This is a genomic window from Marinobacter salinus, assembly GCF_001854125.1.
Lineage (GTDB): Bacteria > Pseudomonadota > Gammaproteobacteria > Pseudomonadales > Oleiphilaceae > Marinobacter > Marinobacter salinus.
On sequence record NZ_CP017715.1, the window covers coordinates 387,715 to 412,207 of the forward strand.

Consider the following 24,493-nt stretch of genomic DNA (forward strand, 5'->3'; position numbering starts at 1 on the left):
TGCTGTAGTGGAGAATTACAAAAAAACCGGGGTACGTTAACCCCGGTTTTTTTGTGGGCTGACCGGTTGCCGGATCAGCTGTCGCCAAAGTCGTAATTCATTTCCGGAACCGGCGCCTGCAGATAGTAGCCCTGGATGTAATTTACCCCTGCCTGCCAGAGAGTTGCCAGCACGCCAGCATTCTCGACCAGCGGGATGATGGTAAGTTTTCCCGAGCTCTGAAGGGTTTTTACCATCTCCTTGACCTGCTCCTTGGCTTCGTCTTTCTTCTGGATCTCTTCTGTAAATGACCCATCAATCTTCACATAATCGGTATCGATATGTTTGAGGGTGTTAAAGGGGTTAAGGGCGCAACCAAATTGTGAGATCGATACCTTGCTGTGCAGCTCATGCACCGCCTTGCTGAACTCTTTCGCCTGTTTCATGTAATTGTTTGCGTCCCCCTCCCGGATCTGGAAGATCAGGGAGTCGCCCGGCAGACGAGCGGCTTTGAGAGCAACGCTGAGCCAGGGTGTAAATGTTTTATCTTGAAGGGTTTCCGCAGTGATGTTCAGAAACAGCCGGGTATCGTGCCCTCTGGAGCGGTGGCTCGAAAGCTGTTTGATGGTTTGAAGGATGACCCAGCGATCAATCTTGATCGCGGTATCTGAGGGGCCCATTGGGGGCAGGAAGTCATAGGGAGAGACTTCCTCACTGTCCTTGTCAAGCATACGGACAAAGGCTTCGTAGTGCTCCTCACCTTCGCCCCGAAGGTTGATAATCGGCTGGAAAAGCAGTTTGAACCTGTTTTCGTCCAGCGCTTTCTGAATGGCTTCTATCGAATTGCTCTCGTCCAGCGATTCATACTCGGCCGGGTTGTAGACAAGAACGCCGTTGCCCCGGTCATGGCCTTCCTGTTTGCGGACTTCGGCGGATGCCGTATGCGCCCTTGCCATCAGCTCTTCGGCCTTGGGTGAATTCTCGGTAATCGCGGCAACGCCGATGCTGACAGTCAGAGGTACCGTGCGGCCATTTATATCAAACAGGTGGTCCTCTACCGCTTTGCGAATCCGCTCCGCATGCCCGGCCATCGTCTTTTCATCACCTGGCTGGGACATCAGGCAGAAGGCATCATCGCTGAGACGAGCCAGTATCAGATCGTCGCCCGCCTGCTCCGTGAGCAAATTCGCGAGATCGCCAAGCAGAAGGTCTGCTCCGGCGATGCCGACCTGGCCTTTCATGCTCATGAAGTCATCCAGCGCAATGTAAGCCAGCGCACCGGACTCGTTATTCTTGCCTGCAGCAGCGATGTTGTTGGCCAGAGCATCCATCAGATACTGGCGATTATAGAGCCCCGTCAGCAGATCCTGGCTGCTGATCTGGCGCAGTTTCTCCTCCAGCTCCGCATCACTGTGTTCCGGTTGCAGGACAATCTGTGTGCAGGCTTCACCATCGTATGTCGCGCCAGAGACTGACATGGTTACATTCAGTTCGTGGTCGTCGCTGCGCCGGGCGGTGCAGTTCAGGGTCATGCCGTCTTCGCCTTTCTCGGCAAAGGCTTTCATGAACTCCCTGTATTTGTCCTGGCTTTCCGGTGTCAGCGTGTCCAGTACCGGAATGCAGATCAGCTCGTCGATATCATCGTAGCCGAGAAATTCCATGTAGGACTGGTTGGCATAGATGTGCATGCCATCATTGATGTAGGCGATAGCATCCTTGGAGCTTTCCAGCAACAATTGGCAGCGCTGCTCCGCTTCACGCAGGTGGGAGTCGAGGACTCGCCGGCGGCGACGTTCGTCAAGAGCTGCCAGTTCCCGGTTAACTACGAGCACGAGCAGGTCCGTATGATTGAAGAGCACAGTGTCCTGGGCTCCGGCCTTCATCATAGCCACCGTTCGCTCGCGGCTTTCTTCTTCAGTCAGCAGGATAAACGGGATGTCCTTGTCCATACGCCGGACCATTGCCAGAGCATCATCGGCGCTGAATTCCTGCCCGAGATCCCGAGCCAGCAACAAATCCCAGTTGCCAGACTTCAGGGTTTCCTCAAGATCTTCCTCTGAAGTGATGCGGTGGGCGCGTGTGGCTTTACCGGAATTTCTGAGCAGGCTGACCAATGATTCGGCATCATTCTGAGATGGATCAAGAATCAGCAAATGTACGGTTGCGTTCTTTTTCTGCATTCGTAAGACGTCTCGTGAAACAGATTTGGCTGAGCCGCCCCCGGGGCGGGCTGTCACTTACGCTGAATGATGCAGGGGTTGCGCTCCAATAACAACCCTGGCGCTGGCTTGCGATTCTCGTAATACCGTTTTTACAGTGATGGCCAGAGAGAATCGAACTCATCCTCGCTGGCACCGGATGCTGCTGTTGCCGGGCCGGAATTCAGGGCAGATGCATTCTGCAGTTTCAGTTCGAACTGGCTGATACTGCCGGTAGACGATACCTTCTTTGACAGGTGGCCCTGGTCCTCGCGGCCATCATGCAGCAGTGAAATGCGGCTTCCGGACTGGAAGGGGAGTCTTGGCGTAATCAGGGTGGCTGACTGGTTCACCACACTGATTTCCGGAAGAAGCAAGCCCCGCAGGTATTCACTGCTATTGCCAATTTTTTGAATCAGCCGGACGCCGCAGGGCGAGGCGCTGGGAGCTAGCAGCTCAATCCCGACCTGGGTGCCCTGGTTCTTGATCTGCCGGATCCAGCGCACAACTGCCACACTCCAGGGGTGGGTCCTCTGCTCACGCACGCCGAGCACTTCGCCCGCCTGCAGTGACGGTGGGATGTTGCTTTCCCAAACCACGCAGTATCCTCCAGGGCTCGTGTTGATCAGCAGGGCATGATGGGATCTCGGCCTGTTCTTGTCTGCGACGGTTGTGGGCGACGTGCCGTAATTGCCCCGGAAAGTGATTGGGGTATCGGCGGAGTGCAAGGCTTCATCGCTGGGGCCTGCGTCATGGGCTCCGGACCAGGCATCGCCGTTTTTACGGGCAGAGCGGACAAACAGGTTTTCGTCATCATGGTGGGCGTTGTCGTTACCGTTTACGAACTCTGTAAAGGTTTTTTCGCCAGCGACAAAATAGTGCGCGGCGGTCAGGCCAACACATACCTCAAGCGTGCCTTGGCTGTCGATACGGTTAAAATTGCGCTTGGCAATGATTCCCAATGCCTGGCTCAGGTGGAGCAGCAGGGTGTCACTGATCTTGGCCGGGATGTGAAGATCGTTTTCTGCGGAGGCGTTATTCCGCCGGGCATGGACGGTGTCTGACACCATGGCGGACAGATCCCGGGTGTCGAATCCGAAACTCTCCTCTTCGGGCTTATGGTCGAGCAGGCTTCGGTAAATGGGTGGGTTATCCCGCTCCATGTTGACCACAAAAAGACTATCGTCCTCGATGTCCGGCCCGCAGGAAGTGTATTCGCTCCAGGCTTCAGACAGCTCATAGACCTGAAGCAGTTCTGCCTGGCGAAGCTGATTGGGCCGAGAGCATCCCAGCAGCAAAATCCGCTTGTAGCTGTCCGCCACCGAGCTTGAGTGCCGGTGCTGCAAGGTGCCGTCTTCGACCTGTGTTACCGACAGTTTGTTGTGGTATGCAAACCGGAACAGGCGATGGCATTCCAGCCAGCTTTGCGCCGGGCTTGGGCAGTATAGTTGGTGAGACCGGACAATTGTGGCTGCCAGCTCCGAGATCGCACGATGGGTGGCCATGGCAACCTGCCTTCGGTTTTTATCGACACCGTTGCCATCAAGAAATTCGAGTACGCACAGTTTGTAGCCTGACGCCAGGTGTAGCTGCAGTGCCTGAGACAGGTTGGCAATTTTGCGCTGTTTCTCGGGTAAAGCAACGGCAAGCCCGAGGTAGTGCCGGGACAGTTCGTCACAGACGAAGTGGATCTTTTGCCGAATCAGCTCAAGGAGCTGCATGCGTGTCTGTGGGGCAATGAAAAGATGATTGAGTTCAATGACCGCGTGGTAAAGTTGGCGAGAGACTTCCCCGATGTTGGCCATAGGCAGCTGGTCCACCCAGGCCTTGAATGCCCTGGGCGTGGTGTCGCAGAAAGACAGACTTGACGTTTTCTGCTCGGGGACCCGGAGATCCGGTTTCAGGTTCATGCCTTCCATGAGTTCATGCCACTATCAGGACCACGGTTGGTATCAAGGGTTAGCCTTGTACAGCGAGGCAGGAGGCTCTGCACTCTGCCGGCTTGTCAGGAAAACGCCGAAAATACATGTTTCTATCGTTGAACACTACTCGACTTTAAAATAGCAAACCAGTGACTAAAAGCGAGAAAATCACGAGTTGACAATGTTTGACATGTGATTTCAAGTCGATTTTGAGAACTTCGTCATGGGAAAAGGTCGACTGGGGTCTTGCTTTCCCTCCCGGGGATCTCCCTTACCAGTTTCGGGACCAGGAATCCGGGTAGTCGCACCAGCAGTTCTCGCACAAGTGCCCGTGCTTCGCCGTCTGCGACATCGTAATGGTGGGCCCCCTCTACCGGATCAAATGAGTGCAGATAATACGGCAGAACTCCGGCATCGAACAACGACTCGCTCAGTTCCTCGAGTACGTCAGCATCGTCGTTGACGCCCCGTAGGATAACGCTCTGGTTTAGCAGGGTAACGCCCGCCGCGCGAAGGAAGCTCAGGGCTTTGCGTGTTGCAACATCAATCTCGGCAGGATGGTTGATGTGCAAGACCATAACGACCTGAACCGGTATTCTCGAAAGCCATTCAAGCAGGGCATCGCATACACGCTGGGGAATCACTACGGGTAGGCGTGTGTGAAGGCGTAATCGCCTGATATGTGGGACTCCGCTAATGGCGGATGCCCACTGCGACAGCAGTCGGTCACTGGCGGCGAGCGGGTCGCCACCACTGAAGATCACCTCGTTGACCTCAGGGCTGGCGGCGAGAGTGTCAATCACCTGCTGCCGGTCCTCAGGGCTCATCCGCTGCTCTGCGTAGGGAAAGTGGCGCCGGAAACAGTAACGGCAGTTGATCGCACACTGCCCTGTGATCATCAGGAGTGCCCGGCTGTGGTATTTGCGAATCAACCCCGTGGTCTGAATGGCGCCATTTTCTTCCAGTGGATCGCGGACAAAGCCTGCCACCTCCAGCGTTTCTGCCTGGAGTGGCAGCACCTGTCTGAGCAGAGGGTCCCCAGGGTCTCCCTTTTTCATCCGGGCCAGAAAAGGTTCCGGAACCCTGACAGGAAACAGTTCGTGGCCAGCGATGGCACCAGGAAGCCAATGCTCCGGTTGCAGCTCCAACCGCCTCAGCAACTCTACCGGTGAGGTGATGGATTCAGCCAACAGCTGTTGCCAGCTTCGGTCCTCGTCTGCAAGGTGGGCTTCTATACGGGCGGGGGTTCGCTGTATCATAGCGACCTTTGAATTCTAAACAGCATTTTGTCAGGTGGACATTTCATGGCTTCATATTCTACCAACGAATTTCGCAGCGGTCTTAAAGTTTTGCTTGATGGCGACCCCTGCATCATTCTCGAGAACGAGTTCGTCAAACCTGGCAAGGGCCAGGCTTTTAACCGTGTAAAGCTACGCAACCTGATGACCAACCGCGTCTGGGAGCGGACCTTCAAATCCGGTGAAAGCCTTGAAGCGGCAGACGTCATGGATCAGGACATGGAATACTTGTACACCGATGGTGAGTTCTGGCATTTCATGCTGACAGACGGTTCCTTTGAGCAGTACCCTGCGGACGCCAAGGCCGTCGGGGATACCATCAAATGGCTGAAGGAGCAGGACGTTTACACGGTCACTTTGTATAACGGTGCGCCGCTGTCCGTCACTCCGCCTAACTTTGTCGAGCTGGAAGTTGTTGATACTGATCCGGGAATGAAAGGTGATACTGCCCAGGGCGGTTCAAAGCCCGCGACCCTCTCGACCGGTGCGGTCGTCAACGTACCGCTGTTTATCACCATTGGGGAAGTTCTCAAGGTTGATACCCGCTCTGGTGAATATGTCAGCCGTGTAAAGAGCAGCTGATCTTCACATGACTGAGCAACCTGTCTGGCAGCCTTCTGCCTCGCAGGCAGTTCTGAAAAGCCGCGCACAACAACTGGCCTATGTGCGCGGCTTTTTTGCTGCGCGAGAGGTCATGGAGGTTGAAACGCCCGTCCTCGGGCGATGCGGCGTAACGGATCCGAATCTCGAGGGTGTTTTTGCGGATGTGGCAGCCCCAGACCACAAGGGGGGCTGGTTGCAGACGTCGCCCGAGTATCACATGAAGCGCTTGCTTGCCGCAGGTTCGGGATCGGTCTATCAGGTCTCGAAAGTGTTCCGGAATGGAGAGCGTGGCCGGCGGCACAATCCCGAGTTTTCCATGCTGGAATGGTATCGGGTCGGGTTCAGCGATGAGGATCTGATGGCTGAAGTGACGGAGCTTGTGTGTGGCTGGTTGGACTGCCCGGCCCCCAGGATTCTGAGTTACCGGGAGGCGATGATCCGTTGGGGGCATGTAGACCCGTTTGAAGCCACTGATCGTGACTTGATGCGGCGATGCGAGGAGTGGCTGGAGCCGGAGCAGCTTGCGAGCCTGGGCAGAGACGGTTGCCTGGACTTATTGATGAGCTTTGCGGTGGAGCCAAACCTGGGGCGGGAAGCTCCTGATTTCATTACCGGCTATCCTGCCTCCCAGGCATCTCTGGCCCGGGTCTCGCAAGTTGACGGTCATCCGGTGGCCCATCGATTTGAGCTTTATATTGATGGATTGGAACTGTGCAACGGTTATTGGGAGCTGACAGATCCTGAGGAGCAGCGTCACCGTTTCCAGGAGGACAACAGGCTCCGCCGGCAATCCGGAAAGCCCGAAAGCGACCTGGATGAAGCCTTTTTGGCCGCTATAGAAGCGGGGTTGCCAGAGTGCGCGGGTGTTGCGCTTGGCCTCGACCGCTTGCTGATGCTCAAAACCGGCGCCCGGGATATTTCAGACGTTCTCGCCTTCCCTGTAGAGCGAGCCTGAGAATCAGGCGAGGGTTCCGAATGCCTCGCCCATGCGCACGGTCCTGCCGGCCACCTGATGTTCATTCCAGCTGACGGTGCCTTTTGGCATGACCATGATGACTGTGGAGCCCAGCCGGAATCGCCCCATTTCCTCGCCCTTGGCAAACTCCCGGGCCTGCTCTCCCTCATAACGGGTCGCTGTGACCTGGTCACTTCCGGGAACTACAACGCCGGACCAGACGGTTTCCACGCTGCCGACGATCATTGCCCCCACCAGAACGAGGGCCATTGGGCCAGCTTCCGTGTCAAAAATGCAGACAACTCGTTCGTTTCGGGCAAAGAGGTTAGGGACATTTTCCGCGGTTACCGGGTTGACTGAAAACAGTTTTCCCGGAATATGGATCATTTCGCGCAGCGTGCCTGCCATTGGCATGTGAATGCGATGATAATCCTTGGGTGACAGGTAGATGGTCGAGAACTCTCCCTCGGCAAAGACTCCAGTCTTTTCCTTGTTGCCGCCGAGCAGTTCGGTCAGGCTGAAGGATTGGCCCTTGGCCTGGAATACGCGGTCGCCGCTGACCTGGCCAATCTGGCTAATGGTGCCATCAACCGGGCTGACCATGGTTTTCTCGTCGCCGGCGAGTGGCCGGAGTCCGGGCTTCAGCGCGCGGGTAAAAAAGGCATTGAAGGTGGGATAGGCTGTTGGATCGGATTCGGCGGCCTCACTCATGTTTACGCCATAGCGGCCGATAAACCATCTGATAAGGCGGTTCTTGAGCGCAGGTGTGAGGTCACTGTCTGCCAGGCGGCCCGCCAGGCGGGAAACCCCTAGTTGCGGGGTGACGTACTGACTCAGAACAAACAACTTGTTAAACATTTAAAAGTGATCCTTTGCGCTCAAAGGCGCGAAGTTTACCAAAGACCGGTCCCTGTATAGAAATTGTTTCACGGCTTCGCGGATATCGTGGAGCCTTGCTATGATCAGGGCTCACAAAACGCGAACGCTTCAGGCGTTGGCCGATAACCAAAAACAAGGCGTGCATCTTACCCATGTTACTTATTATTGGAGCAGTGGTTGTCATTGCGAGTGTGCTCGGCGGGTACACGCTGCACGGCGGCAACCTGATGGTTCTCTGGCAGCCCACAGAAGTTCTGATCATTTTTGGCGCCGCAATCGGCTCCTTTGTTATTGCCAACCCCATGCACACAGTCAAGGAGGTCATTCACGGCATTTTGCGCCAGTTGACCGGATCCCCGTTCAATAAATCCTTCTACATGGATTTACTGAGTCTGCTTTACGAGATTTTTGATAAATCCCGTAAGCAAGGCGTAATGGCGATAGAGGAAGATATTGATAACCCCGAGTCCAGTCAGATCTTCAGTCGTTATCCGGCAATTATGAAGTCAAAGGAATTGCTGGCATTTATCACCGACTATCTGCGGATCATCAGCTCCGGGAACATGGCGACTCATGAGCTCGAAGGCATGATGGAGAGTGAAATTGACAGTCGTCAGCATGAGCTGGAGGAACCATCGCACGCGGTGAATAAAATCGCCGATGCATTGCCGGGCCTCGGCATTGTGGCCGCGGTTCTGGGTATCGTCATTACCATGAACTTTCTTTCAGAAGGACCTGAGAAAATTGGCCTGAGTGTGGCGGCAGCGCTGGTTGGTACCTTTCTGGGTATTTTCATGGGCTATGGTTTTGTTGGCCCGGTCTCCATTGCCATGGAGCATTCCGCGAAGTACGAATTGAAAGCCTATGACTGTGTGAAGTCGGCAATCGTTGCCACCGTCTCGGGGCAGGCGCCACAGATGGCGATCGAGTTTGGTCGTAAATCATTGCCTACCGACAAGCGGCCCGGCTTCCAGGAACTGAACGACCACGTTCGCTCCAAATAATACTGACTGAATTCTGAACCGGAGCTGATGCGTGGAAGAACGGCCGATTATAATCAAGAGAAAAAAGGTCATTGCAGGCGGCCATCACGGGGGCTCCTGGAAAGTCGCTTTTGCCGATTTTGCGACCGCGATGATGGCGTTCTTCCTTGTGCTCTGGCTGACCGCGACCGCTTCTCCGGAGCAGAAGTTGGCCGTAGAAGGGTATTTCCGGGATCCGGTAGGCTTTACCGAGGGAGGCTCGCCCAACCCGGTTGACCTGGAAGGCAGTGCCTCAGTTGTCAACGAAGCTAGCCCGGATATTGAATCCAGTCAGATCCAGATTGAGGATCAGGTGGTTGATCAGTTGTCGGAAACGCTGGAACAACGTCGTATGGAAGAACTGTTCCAGGAGCTGAAGGACCGGATTGAACAAAACCAGACACTGCAGGAGTTCAAGGATCAGTTACTGATTGATATCACTGACGAAGGGCTGCGCATTCAGATTGTCGATCGCTCCGGTCGCCCGATGTTCGACAGTGGTCGGGCCGAGCTCAAATACTACTCCCAGAATATTTTGTTCGAACTCGCGAAGACCCTCGGCTCGGTGGACAACAAACTCAGCATTACCGGCCATACCGATGCCACTCCGTTCGGCGGCCGGCCAGGCTATACCAACTGGGAGTTGTCTGCGGATCGTGCAAATACCGCTCGCAGAGCCCTTGTTGCTGGCGGCGTACGGTCCGGACAGATCGCAAGGGTTGTCGGCCTGAGTGATTCCGTCCTGTTTGACAAAGAAGACCCGACGGCTCCGGTCAACCGGCGGATATCCATTATTGTCCTGAACAAGAAAACCGCTGAAGGTATACAGAGCAGTGCGGGGCAGAGCGACGAGCCGTTGATCGATCTTACCCGTCCTTCCGAGGCCGAGCAGAACGCAGCGAAAGAAAAACTGGAAAGCGGCGAGTGGCTACAGGAAAAGCCGGAACCGGCATCCGGAGAACTGAACTGGTAGGCCGCCTGCGAATTGCGGGTTATTCCGGCTTGAGTCCCCGAGCTTGCTGCTCCGTCATGTCTTGAAGAATTCGGTGGAAGCTCTTCAGTCGCTCCGGGCTTATTCGCCCTTCATCCGCCGCCGTGTCAATGGCGCACCCAGGGTCCCCCAAGTGTCGGCAATTACGGAACTTGCAGTGGCCGATTTCGTCCCGGATTTCCCGGAAACCGTACTCAAGTTCCCGGGGCGTCATATGCCAAAGGCCAAATTCCCGGATGCCCGGTGAATCAATCAGATCACCGCCCATGGGTAGATGAAACAGTTTTGCGGTTGTGGTGGTGTGTATCCCTTTGCCAGTGCTCTCCGACACAGCGCCGACCCGAATGGCCTCATCCGGCATCAGGGTCTGAATGATTGACGACTTGCCCACACCTGACTGCCCGACAAAGACACTTGTCTGATCTTTGACCAGGGCTTCCACTTCCGGTGAGGGATTTTTGCCGGACTCCGCTGCCGATGTTCGGACAACTTCATAGCCCAATGCTTCGTAGCGCCCAAGCAGAGCATCAATGTAGTCCCGGTTCCTGTCTGTGATCAGGTCGGTCTTGTTCAATAGAATGACGGCTGGAATGTCAGTGATTTCCGAGGCCACCAGGTACCGGTCGATCAGGTTGTCATGAGGCTCGGGCTCGGGGGCAATCACCAGAATAATGTGGTCAATGTTGGCGGCAACCGGCTTCAGGGCTCCAAAATTATCCGGCCTCTGGAGCAGGTTCCGCCGGTCGCAACGTGCAACGATCACGCCGGTTTCATTCTTGCCAGGGCGCCAGATGACCTTGTCACCGGTCACGAGGCTGTCGATGTTGGCGCGTACAAAGCAGCGTACGACGTCTCCGGTATGCTCACCTTCAAGGGCTTCCACATCCAGCTGTTGGCCGTAGTGAGCAATCACCAGACCTTCCTGCTCGGGGCCAAGCTCGCCGGCGTCGGCCTGTTGCTGAACGACTTTTTCCTTTCGGGCAGCGCGGGCAGCCCGCTCTTCCTGGACTTTCTTGATGCGGAATTGCTGCTGTTTGTTCAGTCGCCGTTTTGCCATGAGGTCTCAGATTGCCGGGTGAAAGTATCGTCGTTGCTGTGCCATCATACTGGAATAGTTTCAGCTCGGCTCGACCGGAACTGAAATCGTTTAATATAGATCACTGAATGTCCGAGTGAGGCTGGAGTCAGCTTCACCACTATCAAAATCAGAAGGCTGGGGAAGACAAAATGGCAGAAGGCGATCGCCTTGTTTGGATAGATCTGGAAATGACCGGCCTGGACCCGGAAAAGGAGCGGATCATTGAGATGGCCACGATCATCACTGATTCGGAGCTGAATGTGGTGGCTGAAGGGCCGGTCATTGCCGTGCACCAGTCCAATAGTCTGCTGGATGCAATGGATGAGTGGTGCACAAACACACACGGTGCAAGCGGCCTGACGAAGCGGGTAAAAGAAAGTACCGTTGATGAGGCCGGGGCTGAGCAGCAAACCCTCGAATTCCTCCAGAAGCACCTGGAACCGGGCAAATCACCTCTGTGCGGCAACAGCATTGGCCAGGATCGTCGTTTCCTGGTGAAGTACATGCCCAAACTTGAGGGCTTCTTCCATTACCGGAATCTGGACGTCTCTACCATCAAAGAGCTTGCCCGGCGCTGGCGTCCGGACGTGTTGGCGGGTGTTAAGAAGCAGGGCAGTCATCTGGCGCTTGACGATATCCGCGACTCCATTAACGAACTGCGCCACTACCGGGATACCTTCTTCAAGCTATAAACCGTGTTGCCTCAGGGCCCACTGCACGTGTTCGCGGACCATATCACCAGGGTGGTCCGTGCGCTTCTTCAGGGCCTCAATGACAGGAATGGTTGAGGGCGCATTGCCGAGTCCGACCGCCAGGTTGCGGAGCCAGCCCTCATAGCCCGTGCGTCGAATCGCCGAGCCCTCCGTCCGCTTCAGGAACTGCTCTTCCGTCCAGAGAAAAAGTTCGGCTAAAGAACTGTTGTCCAGGCCATGCCGGGGCTGGAAGTCGTTTTCGATGGTCGGTTTGCTGAATTTCTGCCACGGACATACCAGTTGGCAATCGTCGCAGCCAAACACCCGGTTTCCCATCAGCGGCCGCAGTTCTTCCGGAATGCTCCCGTTCAGCTCAATGGTCAGATAACTGATGCAGCGCCTGGCATCCAGTTTGTGAGGCCCGACAAAGGCATCGGTGGGGCACAGGTCCAGGCATGAGGTGCAACTGCCGCAGTGATCCGTGTCGAAGGGTTCGCTCAGCGGTAGCGGTGCACTGGTAAAGATTTCGCCTAAAAAGAAGAATGAGCCAGCTTTCGGATGGATCAGCATGTTGTTTTTGCCAATCCAGCCCAGGCCGGCTCGCTGGGCGAGAGCCCTCTCAAGGACCGGCGCGCTGTCTACGAAGGCGCGATAGTCGTACCCGCTGACAGCGTCATCAATTCGTTTTGCCAATGTGGCCAGCCGCTTACGAATCAGCTTGTGGTAGTCGCGGCCAAGAGCGTAGCGCGTAATGTACGCCTTTGTGCGGTTAGTAAGTGCTTCTTTCGGGCTGTCCGGTGCGGGCAGGTAATCCATGCGAACCGAGATGATTCGGTCGGTGCCGGGTACCAGCGACCGGGGTGTGAAGCGCTTGTCGCCGTGGTGCCCCATGTAGGCCATTTCACCTTGATAACCTTGCTCCAACCAATCCTGCAAGTGTTGGCCATGCTCACCGGTTTCCGGAAGTGTAATGCCCAGGTCGGAAAAGCCCAGTTCTTCGGCCCAGCGTCGGATGCTCTCTGTCAGCTCGGCGAGTGCCTGGGCTGTGTCCGGGTTATTGGTCGCTATGCTCATTTGGCCTGCTGTTGTGTGAGCTGATCACCGAATAGTGTGATGCTAAATTTTAATCTGATTAAGTTATGACCTTTTTCCCCGTTTTGCTATGCTTTACAGGTAACTGGCCATTTTTCTTAAACCGGTTTCTGTAACGGGAGCACAGGCTCATGCCGCCATCCGCTGCGAGCAGTTTACCAGATGCGCTGTTTTCCGCCGATGCCGTGCGTGAAATCGATCGTTATGTCATTGAGCAACAAGGCGTTGATGGTTTTGATTTGATGCAGAGGGCAGCTCACGCGGCTTTCCGGCGACTGGTGCGTGACTGGCACGATCGTGACCGCATTCTGGTTCTGTGCGGGGCGGGTAACAATGGCGGTGATGGCTATCTGGTGGCTGCCAATGCCAGGCGTCATGGTTTGAATGTCGATTGTATTGCGGTTGCGCCGACCAGAAAACTTGCAGGGGATGCCAGGAAAGCCTGGCAAAAAGCAGTGGCTGACGGTGTCGGTGTGCGGGAGCTCAAGTCGCTGGACGAGGTGGAGCTGGACAGGATGTTCGGCCAGGCTGGTCTTCTTGTGGATGCCATGCTCGGGACCGGCGTATCCGGTGCCCCGAGAGAACCATTTGCCGAAATGATCGGTCGGTGCAACGGGGCGGGCGTTCCGGTGCTGGCTGTTGATTTGCCGTCGGGGCTGAATGCCACCACCGGTGCGGCTGAAGGGGAAGTGGTCAGAGCCGCGGTGACGGTAACGTTTATCGGCCTCAAGGCCGGGTTGTTCACCGGCCAGGGCGCTGCGGTATGTGGAAAGGTTGTGTTTGAATCGCTGGATGCCGGGCAGGGCGTTGCCGGGAGCGGTCAGCAAAGTATTGCGACAAGACTGGACTGGTCTTCAACGATGTCATGGTTGCCCGAGCGCCCTGCGAATGCGCATAAAGGCCGGTTTGGTCATGTGCTGGTGGTGGCCGGAGATCGTGGATTCGGCGGTGCAGGCCTGCTGGCAGCGGAAGCCGCGATGCGGTCCGGTGCTGGCCTTGTGTCTTTGGCGACACGGCCCGAACACGTTACCGCAGCCCTTGGGCGCTGCCCGTCGGTGATGGTTCATGGGCTGATCCATGGTTCGGAGCTGCCACCGTTGCTGGAAGCGGCAACGGTTATTGTATGCGGCCCGGGCATCGGGCGCAGCGCCTGGGGGCAGCAGATGCTTGAAAAGGTGGTGGCCAGTGGCAAGCCGCGGGTGCTTGATGCGGATGCCCTTAATCTTCTGGCAAACCGGGTTGCCGTGCCGGCAAACAACCATATCCTGACGCCGCACCCTGGAGAAGCGGCCAGGCTTTTAAATTGTCTGGTACCCGAGGTGGAAGCTGACAGAATGGCGGCGGCGGCAAAGCTCCAGAGCATATTCGGCGGCACCGTTCTCCTGAAAGGCGCGGGCACTGTTATTGCGTCTGAAAGCGGTGGCGTGGACATTGTAAGCGGCAGCAATCCTGGTATGGCCACTGGCGGGATGGGGGATGTTCTGTCCGGAATTATTGGGGCTCTTTATGCCCAGCTGGGCGACTCGGGGCGTGCGGCCGGTCTTGGTGCGTCCGTGCATCTTGCTGCCGCGAATCTTGCTTCGGAAACCCGGGGGTTCGTCGGCCTGATTCCGAATGATGTGATTGATGCACTGCCACTGCTGTTCTGCGAGTCTGAAAAGAAGCGGGCCCGGAGCTGGGAGGGTAAATGACTATATTCGGCAACGAGCGCCGTCTGTTTCTGGATAACGAAGCCGAGACTGAACATCTTGGCCGGGAGCTGGCAAGGGTCGTGGCCCAGTCAGGGCATGGGCTGACGGTCTTTCTTGACGGTGACCTGGGTATGGGCAAGACGACCCTCAGCCGTGGTGTAATGCGTGGCCTCGGCCATGAAGGTGCAGTGAAGAGCCCGACCTACACTCTGGTAGAGCCGTATGAGCACTTGCATCCGCCGGCTTACCACTTTGACCTTTATCGACTGGGTGACCCGGAAGAGCTGGAGTATATGGGCATCCGTGACTACTTCTCCGGCTCCAGCCTGTGCCTGATTGAGTGGCCAGAGCGAGGAAAGGGAGTATTACCGGAAGCCGATCTGGAAATACATCTTGAAGCTGAGGGAGAGGGGCGCTCTGCCACGCTCCGGGCAGGCTCGGAGCAGGGAGCCGCCTTGTTGAATGAGCTGGAACTCTGTTGGCCGGACCATTGAGTTTCTTGAGTCCGATGTTTGAACGAGCAGGAATGCTGTATGACAACAGTCAAATTTAGCTTTAATCATCTGGCGGGTATTGCCGCAGCGCTGCTGCTGTCCCTGTCATTGGTTGTTGATGCAGGCACCCGAGTGGAAGGCGTGCGAGTCTGGCCTGCGCCAGACCATACCCGTCTCGTACTGGATACGGAGGGCAAAGTTGATCACAACATCTTTGCTCTTGAGGGGCCAGCCCGTCTGGTTATCGACCTGAAAAATACGAAGCTGAAAGCGGATTTCGAGAACCTGGATCTTTCCGGGAGCCCGATTCGCCGTATCCGGAGCGCACCCAGGAATGGCAATGATTTGCGGGTTGTTCTGGACCTGAAGAACGATATCAAACCCCGCAGCTTTCAGTTGGAACCCAATGACCAGTATGGTCATCGCCTCGTGGTGGACCTGATCGACGAGAGTGGCAGTCGCCTGGAAAAGGCCGGCAAGCCCACCGTAACCCAGGATTCGGCGGGCAAGCGCGATGTGGTTGTGGTGATTGACGCCGGCCATGGTGGTGAAGATCCGGGTGCAACCGGTCCGAGAGGCACCCGCGAGAAGGACGTGGTTCTCAGGATGGCAAAAACTCTGGCGAAGCTCATCAACGACCAGTCCGGATATTCTGCCAAGCTGACTCGAACCGGGGATTACTACATCGGGCTACGTAACCGGACCTTGCTGGCGCGCAAGTACAATGCTGATTTGTTTATCTCGGTGCATGCTGATGCCTTCCGCACGCCGCAGCCCAAAGGGGCCTCGGTTTTCGCCCTGTCCCAGCGCGGAGCAACCAGTGAGACCGCGCGTTGGTTGGCCCAAAGCGAAAATCGCTCTGATCTGACCGGTGGCGTTTCGCTGGACGGTCGTGACGACATGCTGGCCGGTGTGCTCCTTGATCTGTCCATGACGGCAAGCATCAACGCCAGTCTCGGCGTAGGTGGTTCGGTGCTCGGCAAGTTGGGGCGTGTGACAGAGCTGCACAAATCGGGCGTGGAGCAGGCGGCGTTTGTCGTTTTGAAATCGCCGGACATTCCATCCATCCTGGTCGAGGCGGGGTTCATCTCGAACCCCCAGGAAGAGAAAAACCTCTCAACCGAGTGGTATCGCAACAAGATCGCGAAAGCGATCATGCAGGGGGTTGATCAGCATTTCCGGAAAACGCCTCCGCCGGGCACCTTGCTTGCCTGGCAGAAGCAGCAGCGCCAGGGGGGTAATGTTGTCAGCCACTATCGGATCCGGCGTGGCGACACGCTCTCCGCTGTGGCAAGGGAAAATCAGACAACTGTCAGCGAGCTGATGCAGTATAACGGCTTGAGGGATGACCGTGTTATGGTAGGACAAACCATTCGTATTCCTGCATCCTGATCAAGAGGTTTTTCCGAAACATGCCCTCCATTCGATTGCTCTCGCCACGGCTTGCGAACCAGATTGCCGCCGGCGAAGTGGTGGAACGTCCCGCATCTGTTGTAAAAGAGCTTGTTGAAAACGCACTGGATGCCGGCGCCAGCCGGGTAGACGTAGAGGTTGAACAGGGCGGTGTCAAGCTTATCCGGGTCCGGGATGATGGCAGTGGTATCACGGAAAGTGATTTGCCGTTGGCTCTCAGTCGCCATGCCACCAGCAAGATAGCCAGTCTCGATGATCTGGAAGCCGTTGCTTCTCTCGGTTTTCGGGGTGAAGCGCTGGCCAGTATCAGTTCTGTTTCCCGCCTGACTCTGACTTCCCGGACCGCGGATCAGGAAGCTGCCTCCAGGGTGGAAGTCGAAGGCCGTGAAATGGATGCCCGGATATCGCCCGCAGCTCACCCGGTCGGAACGACCCTTGAGGTCCGGGATCTTTTCTTCAACACTCCGGCGCGCCGCAAGTTTCTTCGCACCGAGAAGACCGAGTTTAATCATGTTGAAGAATGTGTGCGCCGTCAGGCCCTCAGTCGCTTTGATGCCGGGTTTACCCTGCGTCATAACCAGCGCGTGGTCCAGAGTCTTCGTCCGGCCGAGTCAGCGATTGACAAGGAGCGTCGCATTGGCGCCCTGTGCGGGCAGCAGTTTATCGACAATGCGGTGATCATCGACGCCGAGGCTACCGGTCTGCGGTTGTGGGGCTGGGTCGCCTTGCCAACGTTTTCCCGGAGTCAGGCCGATCTGCAATACTTCTTTGTGAATGGTCGTGTTATCCGGGATCGGCTTGTGGCCCATGCCGTGCGGCAGGCGTACCGGGATGTGCTTTATAACAATCGCCATCCTGCCTTTGTGCTCTATCTGGAGGTTGATCCGGCAACGGTGGACGTCAACGTTCATCCCACCAAGCACGAAGTGCGTTTTCGTGACGGCCGGCTGGTTCATGATTTCATTTTCCGAACTTTGCACAAGGCCTTGGCTGATGTGCGACCGGACGATCATTTACGGGGCGCGGTGGCCCAGTCATTTGGACGTGAAAACGCTGCGTCACCGGGGCCGGCAGCTGTTGGTGAGTCTGCGGAAGTCAACGCCTGGCCTGGGCAGCCCGCCGCCGGAATCCATGGCCATCCGTCCGCCCAGAATGCGGGTTATGGCGGGCAGGCGTACGCTCAGCCTCAGCAGGAGTGGCGCGCCAGTGACCAGATGGCCTTTTACAGCTCTCTGAATGCGGGAGGGGGTGTCGACGAAAGCTCACCCAATACAACCCGTGGCCCGGGTGAAGCTTTGCCGACGCCGCCAGTGGGTAGCGATGAGGAACCGCCACTGGGCTATGCCATTGCTCAGTTGCATGGCATTTACATTCTCGCCCAGAGCCGCGCCGGGCTGATCGTTGTCGATATGCATGCGGCCCATGAGCGGATAACCTATGAGCGGATGAAGCGGGCATTGGCCGAGCAGGATCTGAAGAGTCAGCCCCTGCTCGTGCCGTTATCGCTGGCGGTGAGCCAGAAAGAGGCTGCGCTGACGGAAAGTCACGGCGAGGAATTGCAGCAGTTGGGATTGCAGATTGAGCGAATAGGGCCGGAAACTCTGGCGGTGCGTCAGGTTCCAGCATTGTTGCGCGGCGCTGATGCGGAGCAACTGGTTCGCGATGTTCTGGCCGATCTCATTGAGCATGGTCAGAGTGATCGTGTTGAGGCAGTCACCCATGAATTGCTGGGCACTATGGCTTGTCACGGATCGGTCAGGGCCAACCGCCAACTGACAATCCCGGAGATGAACTCACTGTTGCGGGACATGGAGGCTACGGAGCGCAGCGGGCAGTGCAATCATGGCCGGCCCACCTGGACCCTCGTTACCCTGTCCGAACTGGACAAGTTGTTCCTGCGGGGGCGCTGATCTGCCATGCCCGAGCAAGAACGCCGCCCTGCTGACAAGCCGCCTGTCATCTTCCTGATGGGGCCAACGGCGTCTGGCAAAACTGATCTGGCGATTGAGCTATGCCGGCGGCTGCCCTGCGATATTATCAGCGTCGACTCGGCCATGATCTATCGCGATATGGATATCGGTACCGCCAAGCCTGATGTAGAAGAGCTGGCAGAGGCGCCTCACCGCCTGATTGATATCTGCAACCCTGCCGACACCTATTCTGCCGCGGATTTCAGGCGCGATGCACTTGCTGAAATGGCGAGTATCACCCGGGCAGGGCGAATCCCTCTGCTCGTCGGTGGGACCATGATGTACTTTAAAGCGCTCTTGCACGGAATGTCTGGGTTGCCGGGTGCCAATCATGAGCTGCGTGAGTCACTGGAGCGGGAAGCAAAGGAGAAGGGCTGGGAGGTCTTGCATCAGGAGCTTGAGGCGAAAGATCCGGTTGCTGCCCGTCTGATTCATCCGAATAACCGCCAGCGACTGCTTAGGGCCCTTGAGGTTATACGCCTGACGGGAAAGCCAATTTCCTCGTTCTGGCAGGCGGAAAGTACAGGTTTGGGGCAACAGCAAGGGGTTGGGATTGAGGATTACACCTATTTCACCCAATGGCAGGCAGACGAAGCCACCGCGCTCCCGTATACTGTAACGCAGCTTGCTATGGCGCCGCCCGAGCGGCAAGTGCTTCACGAGAGAATACGTCTCCGCTTTCTGAAAATGCTGGAAGCAGGCTTTCTCGATGAAGTACGGGCGCTGATGATCAGGGAAGACTTACACCCTGATCTCCCATCCATGCGGTGTGTCGGTTATCGCCAGGCGTGGGGTTATCTTGCCGGCGAATACGACTATGACACATTTGTAAGCAAAGGCGTCGCTGCCACGCGCCAGTTGGCCAAACGGCAGTTGACCTGGTTGCGGAAATGGTCCGATGTGGGCTGGCTTGATAGCGAGGATGAATTTATCGCTGAGGCGGCCTTGAAAAAAATCAGACTACACACCACATTTAAATCTGAAATTTGACGATCTGCACTTACTAAAAACAGGAGAACACACATGTCAAAAGGGCACTCGTTACAAGACCCTTACCTCAATGCCCTGCGCAAGGAACGCATTCCGGTTTCTATCTTTCTGGTCAATGGTATCAAGCTTCAGGGCCAGGTTGAATCTTTTGACCAGTTCGTGATTTTGCTGAAAAATACTGTCAGCCAAATGGTCTACAAGCATGCTATTTCCACCGTGGTCCCAGCTCGTAATGTTCGCATTCCGCAGCAGGCACCGGGAGGAGAAGGCGAGTCTGAAGACTGATCTTTCCGGTTTTCCCGGTATTGCCACCCGCGCTTCTGAAGAACCTGAAGGTTCGGAAGGACGCGGGTGTTTGTTTTTTTACGAGGTTAACAGTCTGACTGTTTCGGAGTTGATACCACTTGTTTGAACGTCCCGATGTCGGTGAAAGGGCGATTCTCGTCCACATCGATTTCACCTCCCATGATGATACTGAAGATCCGGATGAGTTCCGGGAACTGGTAACCTCTGCAGGTGTTGAGCCCGTGGCGGTGGTCACCGGTTCGCGCAAGCAACCCAGTCCCCGTCTGTTTGTTGGCGAGGGCAAGCTTGAGGAAATCCGGGATGCCATTACCGCCAATGAAGCGGACGTGGTTCTCTTTAATCACGCACTGAGCCCAAGCCAGGAACGCAACGTCGAGCGTGACCTTCGCTGTCGTGTCCTGGATCGCACGGGGGTCATCCTGGACATCTTTGCCCAGAGAGCACGGACCCACGAAGGTAAGCTTCAGGTGGAGCTTGCTCAGTTGGAGCATATGTCTACCCGTCTGGTCCGGGGTTGGACTCACCTGGAACGCCAAAAGGGCGGTATTGGGCTCCGGGGGCCCGGTGAAACACAGCTCGAAACGGACCGCCGGCTTTTGCGAGAGCGGATCAAGTCCATTCATAAGCGGCTTGAGAAAGTTCGAAGGCAGCGTAATCAGGGACGGCGTGCCCGGAAGCGTGCGGATATTCCGACGGTATCTCTTGTTGGTTACACCAACGCCGGAAAATCGACGTTGTTCAACCGAATGACCACTTCCAACGTATATGCTGCGAATCAGTTGTTCGCAACGCTGGATCCGACGTTGCGACGCCTGGAACTTCCAGACGTAGGTGCAGTCGTAGTGGCGGACACTGTGGGTTTCATTCGTCATTTGCCCCACAAACTGGTTGAGGCGTTCAGGGCGACGCTGGAGGAAACCACAGAAGCCACGTTGCTCCTGCATATTGTTGACTGCCATGACAGCCGTCGCGATGAAAATATTGAGCAGGTGGAAGAGGTGCTGGCAGAGATCGGAGCCAACGAGGTTCCGATGCTGCAGGTGTTTAACAAAATTGACCTGCTGGAAGATTTCACGCCCCGGGTTGAACGGAATGAAGACGGTGTGCCGGTCAGGGCCTGGGTATCCGCAGTCACCGGAGAAGGGCTGGATGGGCTGTTCGACGCCATCGTTGAACGTCTCGCGGAGGATGTGATACACCATTTTGTCTTGCTTGGTCCGGAAGACGGCAAGTTGCGGGCACTGCTCCATGAGGCAGGGTCGGTGTTGAGTGAAGAGCACCGCCAGACCGGTGATACCGTGCTGGAAGTCCGATTGCAGAATCGGGATTGGCTGCAACTGCTCAGCCGTGCCGGAGTGAAAGAAGATTCAGTTCGTCTCGATGACCGGACTGCCTGAAATAGGGCAGGCTATTGCCGGGGCGCTGATAAATCCCTAGTATTTGCAGCCATTCTACAAGTCAGGAACGGAGAGCACTATGGCCTGGAACGAACCGGGTGGAAACCGTAACGACAATGATCCCTGGGGAACCGGTGGTGGTCGTCGCGGCAATGATCAGGGGCCGCCAGACCTCGACGAGGCGCTGAAAAAGGGTCTCGACAAGCTGAATAAGATGCTTGGCGGAAAAGGCGGTAAGTCTGGCGGGAGCGGGGGCAGCTCCGGCGGAAGTGCCGGAAGCTTTGGCGCTGTGCTTGCCATTGCCGCAATTCTTGTCGTCGGCTATGTGATTTTTCAGTCGTTCTACACCGTGAACGAGCAGGAACGCGCGGTTGTTCTTCGCTTCGGTGAGTACAACCGGACAGAAAGCCCGGGTCTGCGCTTCAAGGTGCCGTTGATTGATGATGTCACCAAGGTGCGTGTCACCAGCGTCCGAACTGCTGAGTCCAGTGGCCAGATGCTGACCCAGGATGAAAACCTGGTAACCGTGGATCTGCAGGTTCAGTACCGTGTATCCGACGCCCAGGCTTACGTCCTGAATGTTCGTGATTCGAATCAGGCGCTGGCTTTTGCAACCGACAGTGCCCTGCGGCACGAAGTCGGCAGTTCGTCCCTGGACGATGTGTTGACCGAGGGGCGTGCAGAGCTGGCGGTCCGTGTAGAACAGCGTCTCCAGAGTTTTCTGGTTGAATATGGCACCGGCCTGGAAATTGTCCGGGTTAACGTGGAAAGCACCCAGCCACCTCCTGCCGTTCAGGACGCATTCCGTGAGGTCCAGCGCGCCCGTGAGGATGAGCAGCAGGTGAAAGAGGAAGCCGAAACTTACCGTAACAAGGTGGTTCCGGAGGCTCGCGGTCAAGCCCAACGCATGATCGAGGAAGCCAGCGCCTACAAGCAGGAAGTCATCGAACGTGCTCGCGGTGAAACATCACGTTTCCTGCAGTTGCTGGCGGTCTACCAGAATGCACCCACGGTCACCCGTGAACGCATGTACCTACAGACCCTTGAGACTGTGCTCTCGAGCAGCACCAAGATCCTCGTGGATACCGAGAGCAGCGGCAACATGATGTACCTGCCATTGGATCGCCTGACCCAGGGGTCCGTGTCCCGGTCTTCAGGCCAGTCATCAGGCGGCGGTAATGATCAGACTGATGTCCAGGCATTGACTGACCGGGTAATCCAGGAGCTTCGCTCCAGGCAGGACACTAATGTACGGAGGAGCAGATAATTATGGGACCTAAAGGTGTCGTGGGCCTTGCAGGCGCCCTCATTGTCGTCCTGCTGGTTCTTTCCAGTGTGTATATCATTCCGGAAACCCATCGGGGCGTGATGCTCCGGTTCGGTGAGCTGGTGGAAACGGATATTCAGGCGGGTATTCATTTCAAGGTCCCGGTGATTGATCAGGTCCGGGAGTTCGATATCCGGGTACTGACCATGGATCTTCCTTCCCGCCAGTACCTGACGGTTGAGAAGAAACCCCTGGACGTGGATTCCTACATTGCCTGGAAGATTCTCAATGTGGATCAGTTCTACCGGGCGACCGGTGGTGACGAGTTCCGTGCCCAGTCGCTGCTCTTGTCCCGCGTGGATAACGGTCTGCGGGATGAGTTCGGTATCCGTACCATGCACGAGGTGGTTTCCGGCCAGCGCGATGAGTTGATGCATACCTTGCGGGATCGGGTGAACGAAACGTCCGTGAAAGAGTTTGGCATCGAAGTGCTGGACGTGCGGGTTAAAGCGATAGAGTTTCCTGGCCAGGTGAGTGAAAACGTTTATCGCCGTATGGCTACTGAGCGTGAAAAGCTCGCCCAGGAATTCCGCTCACGCGGCAAGGAGCTGGCTGAGGGTATTCGTGCTGACGCCGATCGTCAGCGCACGGTCATTCTCGCGGAGGCGTTTGCGGAATCCGAGGAAACCCGGGGTGAAGGGGACGGCCAGGCGGCGGAGATTTATGCCAACGCCTACGGTTCGAACGCCGAGTTCTACAGCTTCTACCGTAGTCTTGAAGCTTATCGGAATACCTTCTCCAGCAAGGACGACATCATGGTCATTGACTCCGAAAGTGACTTCATGAAGTTCCTTAAGGATCCCCAGGGCCCTCGCTGAGACCGGGAACTGTGAGTCGAAAAACCGGAATACCTCGGTATTCCGGTTTTTTTGTGCCGGCCAACCGTGTAAAATTCTGGCGGTTTTGTTCCGGGTTTTTTCCTTCTCCGGAATTCGCCCTAAATCCTGTGTAATCCCATCGGCACATGTTGCCGGAACGGGTCTGACGGACAACGAAATCTCATGACAGTATCTGATCGCTGGTTACTGCCTGACGGGGTAGAGGACATTCTGCCGCCTCTGGCCGGACGGATCGAATCCCTGCGCCGGGATGTAATGGATACCTGCCAGCGCTGGGGCTACCAGCTTGTAATCCCGCCGCTGATTGAATATCTCGAGTCATTGTTTACCGGTACCGGAAATGACCTCGAGCTGCAGACATTCAAGCTGACCGATCAGCTGACTGGCCGGATGATGGGGGTTCGGGCCGATATGACGCCCCAGGCAGCCCGCATTGATGCGCACACGCTCGGGCAGGAAGGTATTACCCGGCTGTGCTATGCGGGCCACGTTCTGCATACCCGACCCCGCCATATGCTGACCGGACGGACTCCCATTCAGGCCGGTTGTGAGTTGTTTGGCAGCGAGTCCGAGTCTGCAGATATGGAAGTGATCAGCCTGATGCTGGAAGCACTTCGCGTCGCCGGTTTGCCGCACGTCCATTTGGACCTTGCTCATGTTTCGATATATGAGAGCCTGATCGGTGACGGCAACTTTGACCGGGAGACCGAAGCCTCGATTTTCGACGCCATGGCCCGTAAATCTGTCCCCGAACTGGATGAATTGCTGGGCGACTGCCCCGAAAACTCCGCCGGTGCCCGATTAAGGGAGCTGGCAAGGGTTAGTGGTGGTCCGGAAGCTCTGGTTTCGGCCCGGCGAATTCTTGAGGGTGCTTCCGAAAGTCTTGATGCCGCCCTGGACAAACTGGGTCGGGTTTCAGACATGCTGGCCCGGGATTTCCCGGAAGTGAGTTTCGGTTTCGATTTCTGCGAGCTCAGGGGTTACAACTACCATACCGGTCTGGTGTTCGCTGCCTATGTGCCGGGACATGGTGATTCGGTTGCCAAAGGTGGCCGCTATGACGCCATTGGCAGTGATTTTGGCCGGGCTCGCCCGGCAACAGGTTTCAGCCTGGATATCCGTGCGCTGGTGTCTCTTGGTGAGCGGACTCAGAAATTCTCAGGGGCAGTATGGGCCCCGGCTGATCCTGACCCCGCTCTGGAGGGCGTAATCTCCGGTCTAAGAATGACCGAGACGGTTATCCGGGCTTTGCCAGAGGATAGCGGTGTTGATCCGGCAGCACGAGGCTGTGACCGGAAACTGGTTAAACAGGGCGGCCAGTGGGTCGTTGAGAAGCTGGACTGACGCCTGCCAGGCC

21 protein-coding genes are annotated in these 24,493 nt (G+C 56.4%); 15 read left to right on the plus strand and 6 right to left on the minus strand.

All coding sequences use genetic code 11. The annotated features are described in order from the left end of the window. Positions 1–74: 74 nt before the first annotated feature. From BKP64_RS01865 to epmB, 3 genes are all read right to left on the minus strand, one after another. Positions 75–2,159: an EAL domain-containing response regulator gene (locus BKP64_RS01865; protein WP_070965250.1), complete on the minus strand. Its 2,085-nt coding sequence runs from the start codon at positions 2,157–2,159 to the stop codon at positions 75–77. 131 nt (positions 2,160–2,290) lie between these two features. Beyond that, positions 2,291–4,096, minus strand: a complete 1,806-nt coding sequence (locus tag BKP64_RS01870; protein ID WP_070965252.1) for a GTPase — start codon at positions 4,094–4,096, stop codon at positions 2,291–2,293. A 224-nt stretch (positions 4,097–4,320) separates the two neighbouring features. Next, positions 4,321–5,358 (minus strand): EF-P beta-lysylation protein EpmB, encoded by a 1,038-nt coding sequence (epmB, locus tag BKP64_RS01875; RefSeq protein ID WP_070965255.1) that lies wholly within the window; start codon positions 5,356–5,358, stop codon positions 4,321–4,323. Between the two features lie 45 nt (positions 5,359–5,403). Between epmB and efp the strand changes: the two genes are divergently transcribed. Together efp and epmA are read left to right on the plus strand one after the other, a co-directional pair. After that, entirely contained in the window at positions 5,404–5,979 is a 576-nt protein-coding gene (gene efp / locus BKP64_RS01880) for an elongation factor P (protein WP_070965258.1), read from the plus strand. A 7-nt stretch (positions 5,980–5,986) separates the two neighbouring features. Next, on the plus strand, positions 5,987–6,955 hold the full coding sequence (gene epmA / locus BKP64_RS01885; protein ID WP_070965260.1) for an EF-P lysine aminoacylase EpmA: 969 nt from the start codon (positions 5,987–5,989) through the stop codon (positions 6,953–6,955). 3 nt (positions 6,956–6,958) lie between these two features. On the opposite strand, the gene asd is transcribed toward epmA, so the two are convergent. Next, a complete protein-coding gene (asd, locus tag BKP64_RS01890; RefSeq protein WP_070965263.1) occupies positions 6,959–7,813 on the minus strand; it encodes an archaetidylserine decarboxylase in 855 nt (284 codons plus the stop codon). A gap of 173 nt (positions 7,814–7,986) precedes the next feature. Here asd and motA point away from each other — a divergent pair, with 173 nt between their 5' ends. Continuing rightward, positions 7,987–8,838 (plus strand): flagellar motor stator protein MotA, encoded by an 852-nt coding sequence (motA, locus tag BKP64_RS01895; protein ID WP_070965266.1) that lies wholly within the window; start codon positions 7,987–7,989, stop codon positions 8,836–8,838. A 31-nt stretch (positions 8,839–8,869) separates the two neighbouring features. Beyond that, positions 8,870–9,829: a flagellar motor protein MotB gene (gene motB, locus BKP64_RS01900; RefSeq protein ID WP_070965269.1), complete on the plus strand. Its 960-nt coding sequence runs from the start codon at positions 8,870–8,872 to the stop codon at positions 9,827–9,829. Between the two features lie 19 nt (positions 9,830–9,848). Here motB and rsgA read toward each other — a convergent pair whose 3' ends face one another. Beyond that, positions 9,849–10,904 carry a small ribosomal subunit biogenesis GTPase RsgA gene (rsgA, locus tag BKP64_RS01905; RefSeq protein WP_070965272.1) on the minus strand — a complete coding sequence of 352 codons (1,056 nt, stop codon included), beginning with the start codon at positions 10,902–10,904 and terminating at the stop codon, positions 9,849–9,851. 170 nt (positions 10,905–11,074) lie between these two features. Here rsgA and orn point away from each other — a divergent pair, with 170 nt between their 5' ends. Continuing rightward, on the plus strand, positions 11,075–11,617 hold the full coding sequence (orn, locus tag BKP64_RS01910; RefSeq protein ID WP_070965275.1) for an oligoribonuclease: 543 nt from the start codon (positions 11,075–11,077) through the stop codon (positions 11,615–11,617). Here the strand turns inward: orn and queG are convergent. Further along, entirely contained in the window at positions 11,612–12,691 is a 1,080-nt protein-coding gene (gene queG / locus BKP64_RS01915) for a tRNA epoxyqueuosine(34) reductase QueG (protein ID WP_070965277.1), read from the minus strand. The genes orn and queG overlap by 6 nt on opposite strands. Before the next feature lie 149 nt (positions 12,692–12,840). Between queG and BKP64_RS01920 the strand changes: the two genes are divergently transcribed. The 10 genes from BKP64_RS01920 to BKP64_RS01965 all read left to right on the plus strand — a co-directional run bounded on the left by BKP64_RS01920 (position 12,841) and on the right by BKP64_RS01965 (position 24,480). Beyond that, positions 12,841–14,400, plus strand: coding sequence for a bifunctional ADP-dependent NAD(P)H-hydrate dehydratase/NAD(P)H-hydrate epimerase (locus BKP64_RS01920; RefSeq protein ID WP_070965280.1), 1,560 nt, complete (start codon positions 12,841–12,843; stop codon positions 14,398–14,400). Beyond that, the gene (gene tsaE / locus BKP64_RS01925; RefSeq protein ID WP_070965283.1) at positions 14,397–14,894 is read left to right on the plus strand and encodes a tRNA (adenosine(37)-N6)-threonylcarbamoyltransferase complex ATPase subunit type 1 TsaE; all 498 of its coding nucleotides are present in this window, start codon (positions 14,397–14,399) and stop codon (positions 14,892–14,894) included. The genes BKP64_RS01920 and tsaE overlap by 4 nt, the downstream gene beginning before the upstream one ends. A gap of 39 nt (positions 14,895–14,933) precedes the next feature. Beyond that, positions 14,934–16,286 carry an N-acetylmuramoyl-L-alanine amidase gene (locus tag BKP64_RS01930; RefSeq protein WP_070965285.1) on the plus strand — a complete coding sequence of 451 codons (1,353 nt, stop codon included), beginning with the start codon at positions 14,934–14,936 and terminating at the stop codon, positions 16,284–16,286. 20 nt (positions 16,287–16,306) lie between these two features. Continuing rightward, positions 16,307–18,217: a DNA mismatch repair endonuclease MutL gene (mutL, locus tag BKP64_RS01935; protein ID WP_070965288.1), complete on the plus strand. Its 1,911-nt coding sequence runs from the start codon at positions 16,307–16,309 to the stop codon at positions 18,215–18,217. A gap of 6 nt (positions 18,218–18,223) precedes the next feature. Then, complete coding sequence (gene miaA, locus BKP64_RS01940; protein WP_070965291.1) at positions 18,224–19,267, plus strand: tRNA (adenosine(37)-N6)-dimethylallyltransferase MiaA; 1,044 nt, start codon at positions 18,224–18,226, stop codon at positions 19,265–19,267. A gap of 33 nt (positions 19,268–19,300) precedes the next feature. After that, positions 19,301–19,552, plus strand: coding sequence for an RNA chaperone Hfq (gene hfq, locus BKP64_RS01945; protein ID WP_070965294.1), 252 nt, complete (start codon positions 19,301–19,303; stop codon positions 19,550–19,552). Positions 19,553–19,671: 119 nt separating this feature from the next. Continuing rightward, positions 19,672–20,970, plus strand: a complete 1,299-nt coding sequence (hflX, locus tag BKP64_RS01950; protein WP_070965296.1) for a ribosome rescue GTPase HflX — start codon at positions 19,672–19,674, stop codon at positions 20,968–20,970. A gap of 79 nt (positions 20,971–21,049) precedes the next feature. After that, positions 21,050–22,237: an FtsH protease activity modulator HflK gene (gene hflK, locus BKP64_RS01955; RefSeq protein WP_070965298.1), complete on the plus strand. Its 1,188-nt coding sequence runs from the start codon at positions 21,050–21,052 to the stop codon at positions 22,235–22,237. A 2-nt stretch (positions 22,238–22,239) separates the two neighbouring features. Further along, complete coding sequence (gene hflC / locus BKP64_RS01960; RefSeq protein WP_070965300.1) at positions 22,240–23,115, plus strand: protease modulator HflC; 876 nt, start codon at positions 22,240–22,242, stop codon at positions 23,113–23,115. Between the two features lie 183 nt (positions 23,116–23,298). Continuing rightward, on the plus strand, positions 23,299–24,480 hold the full coding sequence (locus BKP64_RS01965) for an ATP phosphoribosyltransferase regulatory subunit (protein WP_070965303.1): 1,182 nt from the start codon (positions 23,299–23,301) through the stop codon (positions 24,478–24,480). Positions 24,481–24,493 lie beyond the last annotated feature (13 nt).

What these genes read in the sequence shown, in the direction of transcription:
- BKP64_RS01865 (WP_070965250.1), bottom strand. Translation starts at nt 2,159, where the DNA reads ATGCAGAAAAAGAACGCAACCGTACATTTGCTGATTCTTGATCCATCT.
- BKP64_RS01870 (WP_070965252.1), bottom strand. Translation starts at nt 4,096, where the DNA reads ATGGAAGGCATGAACCTGAAACCGGATCTCCGGGTCCCCGAGCAGAAA.
- epmB (WP_070965255.1), bottom strand. Translation starts at nt 5,358, where the DNA reads ATGATACAGCGAACCCCCGCCCGTATAGAAGCCCACCTTGCAGACGAG.
- efp (WP_070965258.1), top strand. Translation starts at nt 5,404, where the DNA reads ATGGCTTCATATTCTACCAACGAATTTCGCAGCGGTCTTAAAGTTTTG.
- epmA (WP_070965260.1), top strand. Translation starts at nt 5,987, where the DNA reads ATGACTGAGCAACCTGTCTGGCAGCCTTCTGCCTCGCAGGCAGTTCTG.
- asd (WP_070965263.1), bottom strand. Translation starts at nt 7,813, where the DNA reads ATGTTTAACAAGTTGTTTGTTCTGAGTCAGTACGTCACCCCGCAACTA.
- motA (WP_070965266.1), top strand. Translation starts at nt 7,987, where the DNA reads ATGTTACTTATTATTGGAGCAGTGGTTGTCATTGCGAGTGTGCTCGGC.
- rsgA (WP_070965272.1), bottom strand. Translation starts at nt 10,904, where the DNA reads ATGGCAAAACGGCGACTGAACAAACAGCAGCAATTCCGCATCAAGAAA.
- orn (WP_070965275.1), top strand. Translation starts at nt 11,075, where the DNA reads ATGGCAGAAGGCGATCGCCTTGTTTGGATAGATCTGGAAATGACCGGC.
- queG (WP_070965277.1), bottom strand. Translation starts at nt 12,691, where the DNA reads ATGAGCATAGCGACCAATAACCCGGACACAGCCCAGGCACTCGCCGAG.
- BKP64_RS01920 (WP_070965280.1), top strand. Translation starts at nt 12,841, where the DNA reads ATGCCGCCATCCGCTGCGAGCAGTTTACCAGATGCGCTGTTTTCCGCC.
- tsaE (WP_070965283.1), top strand. Translation starts at nt 14,397, where the DNA reads ATGACTATATTCGGCAACGAGCGCCGTCTGTTTCTGGATAACGAAGCC.
- BKP64_RS01930 (WP_070965285.1), top strand. Translation starts at nt 14,934, where the DNA reads ATGACAACAGTCAAATTTAGCTTTAATCATCTGGCGGGTATTGCCGCA.
- mutL (WP_070965288.1), top strand. Translation starts at nt 16,307, where the DNA reads ATGCCCTCCATTCGATTGCTCTCGCCACGGCTTGCGAACCAGATTGCC.
- miaA (WP_070965291.1), top strand. Translation starts at nt 18,224, where the DNA reads ATGCCCGAGCAAGAACGCCGCCCTGCTGACAAGCCGCCTGTCATCTTC.
- hfq (WP_070965294.1), top strand. Translation starts at nt 19,301, where the DNA reads ATGTCAAAAGGGCACTCGTTACAAGACCCTTACCTCAATGCCCTGCGC.
- hflK (WP_070965298.1), top strand. Translation starts at nt 21,050, where the DNA reads ATGGCCTGGAACGAACCGGGTGGAAACCGTAACGACAATGATCCCTGG.
- hflC (WP_070965300.1), top strand. Translation starts at nt 22,240, where the DNA reads ATGGGACCTAAAGGTGTCGTGGGCCTTGCAGGCGCCCTCATTGTCGTC.
- BKP64_RS01965 (WP_070965303.1), top strand. Translation starts at nt 23,299, where the DNA reads ATGACAGTATCTGATCGCTGGTTACTGCCTGACGGGGTAGAGGACATT.